Origin of the sequence: Acinetobacter sp. YH12041 (genome assembly GCF_013419975.1) — a bacterium.
Classification (GTDB): Bacteria; Pseudomonadota; Gammaproteobacteria; order Pseudomonadales; family Moraxellaceae; genus Acinetobacter.
The window spans coordinates 1-3,853 of sequence record NZ_VOZC01000044.1; the positions used below are offsets into that span (position 1 = coordinate 1).

The window sequence follows — 3,853 nt, forward strand, 5'->3', positions numbered from 1 at the left end:
TTTGACTACTAAGAGCTTACTCATTTTTGTATTCCTTATTATTAATTATGAGAATAATATATCGCCTCATAGTTATGCGTCAATCCCTCATAGTTATGCGTCAATCCCTCATAGTTATGCGTCAATCCCTCATAGTTATGCGTCAATCCCTCATAGTTAAACCTTGCAAAGCCACGCACAGCATGGCTTTGAGTGGGGTCTAAAAATATTTAAAAATATTTAAAATATTAAAAAATAGGGAAATACTTAAAACTGCCCTATGTACTCGCTAAAGCTCGTACTCTATTGAAGCTCGTTCCTCGCTTCGTGGGGCAGTTTTTGGTTAATCCTGTTTGTGAAATCTAAAAGCAAAAGCTCCAAAGTTCGCACCCATTCGGGATGCTCTGTACCTACCGTTTAAAATCGAAAGGGAGCTTGTAATCAGAGAAAAGGCAAGGGCGAAATTTTTATGATGCTCAATCGCTCGTAGACACTCGCTCGGTTTTTAATATCTAGGATTTAATTCTTTACTGGAGCTAATCAAAGTTGTGAAACATTGATCAAAGAATAGGCGTGGAACATGAAAAATCATAAAAAAAGCCCGAACAGGGATGTTCGGGCTATAAACTAGAAACTACAGCATTGATTTCTATAGATAATTATAACGCATTTCGTATAAGGTGTATTATGTTAATTTTAGGGAAATTAAAGAGTAGAAATGAACTTAAATCTAAATAATAAAAAATTTGTAAATGCTAAAAATACATCTAATGGAGAAGTATCTCACGAGACTATTTTTAATTATTACCAAGTAGGTGAGCGTATAGAAGCTACCTATTCTGGTGGCAGTATTACCAATGGACATTTACTAGGTTTCATGACTTCTGAAAAAACTTTCACTATGGCATACCACCACATCAATGAGATGAATGAATTACGTATAGGTGAATGTAATACTGAGATTGAGATCCAAGCCAATGGAAAAATTAAGTTAATTGAAAACTGGCAATGGCGTAATGGAGACTGTTCTACAGGAGAATCAATACTTGTTGAAATGTAAGGTAGAAATAAATAAAGCCCTGATCTTAGATCGGGGCTTCGTAATTAATTTTAGAGAAAGTTAAAAACATGAGAAAAGAGTTAAGAGAAATATTTATTCATGGATGTAATGAGAAAATTGAGAAGAAAGGAGATAGCGTAGGTTTATCTTTCTATGCCTTTTTCAAGAATAAAAATGATAATCCTGAGCTTTTAATGGAAGCAGCTAATTGGTGGATCATGCAACATAAATTAGATCATTTCGAAAAAGCCGTAAAAATTAAAGCTCTTGTTTTAAGTGAATCTTCGCTTAACTTAACATAATGGCGGTTATACGAAATTCAGTTGTCAGAAACCATTTATTACATCAAAAGTAATGAAAAAGTAAAGAATATGACTTATATTATCTTTACTTTAATGGTTTTTGAGTGAGGGAATCATGTCCGCAGTCAATTTCAATATGCGCTTAGAAGCAGAGTTAAAAGAACAAGTTACCCCTATTTTGGAAGACTATGGTTTGACTATGCCTCAAGCATTCAAACTGTTCTTGAATCAAATCGTTAAAACTAAAGCGATTCCTTTGTCTTTTGACTATGCACGAGAACCTGCTTTAACTCCTAAAGCAGCAGCCAAGTTACTTCAATCTTTAAAAGAGATTGAAAATGGCGAGTACACCGAGTACGAAACGGTAGAAGAAGCGATTAAAGCTATGTCGGAAGAAGCACATGGCTAAACGTAAGATTATCGTAACCAGTTCTTTTAAACGTGATATTAAAAGACGTTATTTAGAACTGGTTACGGCTGAATGGGCAGAAGTATTAGATTGTTTAGTCGCAAATAATCCTTTGCCTGAAAAGTATTTAGATCATCCCTTGAAAGGTGGTGCAGAGTTTAAAAATTGTCGTGATTGTCATGTGAAGCCTGATTTAGTCTTGATCTATAGGCTTGTTGGTGACGATATTTTAGAACTGCATCAGTTGGATAGCCATTCCGAAATTTTTGGATGACTATCGCTCGATGCTTTGAAAGATGGCTTTAGCCATGTTTCAAAGTCGGGCAACTTTGCGACTGCTGTCATTGATTCGGTGATGGCAAGAGCCGAGCAAAGTACTGTCTAATCATTATTTTGGGTCAATCACACAATAATCCTTATTCGCTCCGTGACAGTCATTTTTCATGATGCGAACGCAAGACTTCCCATTGCAATTTTTAATATCTAGGCTGTATTTTTGTTCTAGCCATGCAACGTCTGCTCTACGCTGTTTGATTTCGTCCATGCTCGGCACATATAAAAATAATGCTAAAAAGAAAACGATCAGCAAGCTAACAAAAGCACTGGCGTAGATTGCCATGAATCGCCAGTCAAGTTGATTGGTTGCATTGTTTAATTCTCGAATACTGTTGTTGAGTGCGTCTATTTGCTTCTGATTGGCGTTTTTTAGGTGTTTTTCGGTCTTATTGAGTACTCCGCTAGCCACTTCCTTGTAAAACGCTTCTAATCGCTTGTTATCGTCTGCTATGGCTTCTCGATACTCTTTCATAGATGCCAGTAAAATATAGAGCTGGTCATCTAGGTCGTTTTGGTTGCTCATCGGTACATTCCGCCCTGATCTAAGTCTTGTGATGCTTTACGGTTGGCTCGCTCGGCTTGCTGTTGCTCTAGTTTTTGCTGTCGTTGTATTTCGGCTTGGCGTTCTTGTTCTAGGCGTTTAGCTTCTTGGTTTTTCTGCCATTGCTCGAAGCCTTGCTCGGCACGGTTTAAACCGTGCTGTAAAACGCTGTCTGTGCGCTGTTGCTGTTGTTTGAGGTGTTGGGCGTTGTGTTGCTTCACATGGTCGTTATAACGGCTGATTTCGGTGTCTATGCCTTGTCTACGAAGTTGAGTGACCGAAGTCCCCTCATGAATGGTGGCTTGTAGTCCATTGTTCTGATCGGCATAGCTGCGGTGGTCTATTTTTTCTCGGTAGCCTGCTCGCTCCAGTGCGTGATTGGCTAAGTTCGCCCATGTTTCCCGAATCTGTTTGATGTCGTCTTGGGTTGTTCCCATATTTAGGCTTTTGCGTTTGGCATTACTTAACTCAATATCGGTTTTTGTCGTCAAAGTGAGTTTATTGTCAGGGTCTAATTCAGCTTTTCGGGTGGTCAGCATGATATGGGCGTGATGGTTTTTATCATTTCCGCCTTTGCTGGGTTCGTGAATGGCTAAATCTGCGATCACGCCATAGCGATCAACAAGTGATTGGGCAAACTCTTTTGCCAAGTCCTTACGTTGATCTGCATCCAGTTCATCAGGTAAGGCAATCACCCATTCTCTAGCGGTTCGAGCATCTTTGCGGTTTTCGGACTGTTCCGCCAAGTTCCACAACTCGCTACGGTCTATTTCTATATCAAGGTTAGACACAATTTCGCTATGGGCGACACCGTCCTTTCTCGTAAAGTCGTGGGTTAGTCCTGTTCGTTCATCTTTGAGTTTTTCCCCTGAACGGTAGGCAGACGATGCAACCGCAGTTCGTCCCGAACTTCGATTCACTGTTTTTGTTGAGCAATGATAAATCGCCATTTTTTCTTTCGCCTTTTTAAATTGCGTAGCAATTTTTTGGGGTTAAGGGGATTCCCCTTACGCAACGATGACTTGAATGAAATTCAAGTCGTAAGTGCGCATTTCATGAAAAACACGATAGCATATAGCCCGCTTGAATTTCAATTCATAGGGCCTTATGCTTGAGTGGTTTTCTATATCCCGAAATCTGAATCATGACAAAAGCTGCTGAAACTCTTGAAAAGAAAAAATGGCGATTTATCATTGCTCAACAAAAACAGTGAATCGAAGTTCGGG

At 39.1% G+C, this 3,853-nt stretch carries 6 protein-coding genes; 4 read left to right on the plus strand and 2 right to left on the minus strand.

The window, feature by feature from the left end; genetic code table 11:
- Window positions 1–697 precede the first annotated feature (697 nt).
- The 4 genes from FTU00_RS15325 (at window position 698) to FTU00_RS15340 (ending at window position 2,024) form a co-directional block, all read left to right on the plus strand.
- On the plus strand, window positions 698–1,039 hold the full coding sequence (locus FTU00_RS15325) for a hypothetical protein (protein WP_104472901.1): 342 nt from the start codon (window positions 698–700) through the stop codon (window positions 1,037–1,039).
- A 68-nt stretch (window positions 1,040–1,107) separates the two neighbouring features.
- A complete protein-coding gene (locus tag FTU00_RS15330) occupies window positions 1,108–1,341 on the plus strand; it encodes a DUF6500 family protein (RefSeq protein ID WP_111885980.1) in 234 nt (77 codons plus the stop codon).
- Window positions 1,342–1,456: 115 nt separating this feature from the next.
- Entirely contained in the window at window positions 1,457–1,750 is a 294-nt protein-coding gene (locus FTU00_RS15335; protein WP_004870963.1) for a type II toxin-antitoxin system RelB/DinJ family antitoxin, read from the plus strand.
- Window positions 1,743–2,024, plus strand: coding sequence for a type II toxin-antitoxin system YafQ family toxin (locus FTU00_RS15340; protein WP_001129137.1), 282 nt, complete (start codon window positions 1,743–1,745; stop codon window positions 2,022–2,024). The genes FTU00_RS15335 and FTU00_RS15340 overlap by 8 nt, the downstream gene beginning before the upstream one ends.
- A gap of 114 nt (window positions 2,025–2,138) precedes the next feature.
- On the opposite strand, the gene FTU00_RS15345 is transcribed toward FTU00_RS15340, so the two are convergent.
- A complete protein-coding gene (locus FTU00_RS15345; protein ID WP_004870960.1) occupies window positions 2,139–2,609 on the minus strand; it encodes a hypothetical protein in 471 nt (156 codons plus the stop codon).
- Complete coding sequence (gene mobQ / locus FTU00_RS15350; protein WP_180179987.1) at window positions 2,606–3,577, minus strand: MobQ family relaxase; 972 nt, start codon at window positions 3,575–3,577, stop codon at window positions 2,606–2,608. Before mobQ ends, FTU00_RS15345 begins: the two co-directional genes overlap by 4 nt.
- Between the last annotated feature and the right edge of the window lie 276 nt (window positions 3,578–3,853).

What these genes read in the sequence shown, in the direction of transcription:
- FTU00_RS15325 (WP_104472901.1), top strand. Translation starts at nt 698, where the DNA reads ATGAACTTAAATCTAAATAATAAAAAATTTGTAAATGCTAAAAATACA.
- FTU00_RS15330 (WP_111885980.1), top strand. Translation starts at nt 1,108, where the DNA reads ATGAGAAAAGAGTTAAGAGAAATATTTATTCATGGATGTAATGAGAAA.
- FTU00_RS15335 (WP_004870963.1), top strand. Translation starts at nt 1,457, where the DNA reads ATGTCCGCAGTCAATTTCAATATGCGCTTAGAAGCAGAGTTAAAAGAA.
- FTU00_RS15340 (WP_001129137.1), top strand. Translation starts at nt 1,743, where the DNA reads ATGGCTAAACGTAAGATTATCGTAACCAGTTCTTTTAAACGTGATATT.
- FTU00_RS15345 (WP_004870960.1), bottom strand. Translation starts at nt 2,609, where the DNA reads ATGAGCAACCAAAACGACCTAGATGACCAGCTCTATATTTTACTGGCA.
- mobQ (WP_180179987.1), bottom strand. Translation starts at nt 3,577, where the DNA reads ATGGCGATTTATCATTGCTCAACAAAAACAGTGAATCGAAGTTCGGGA.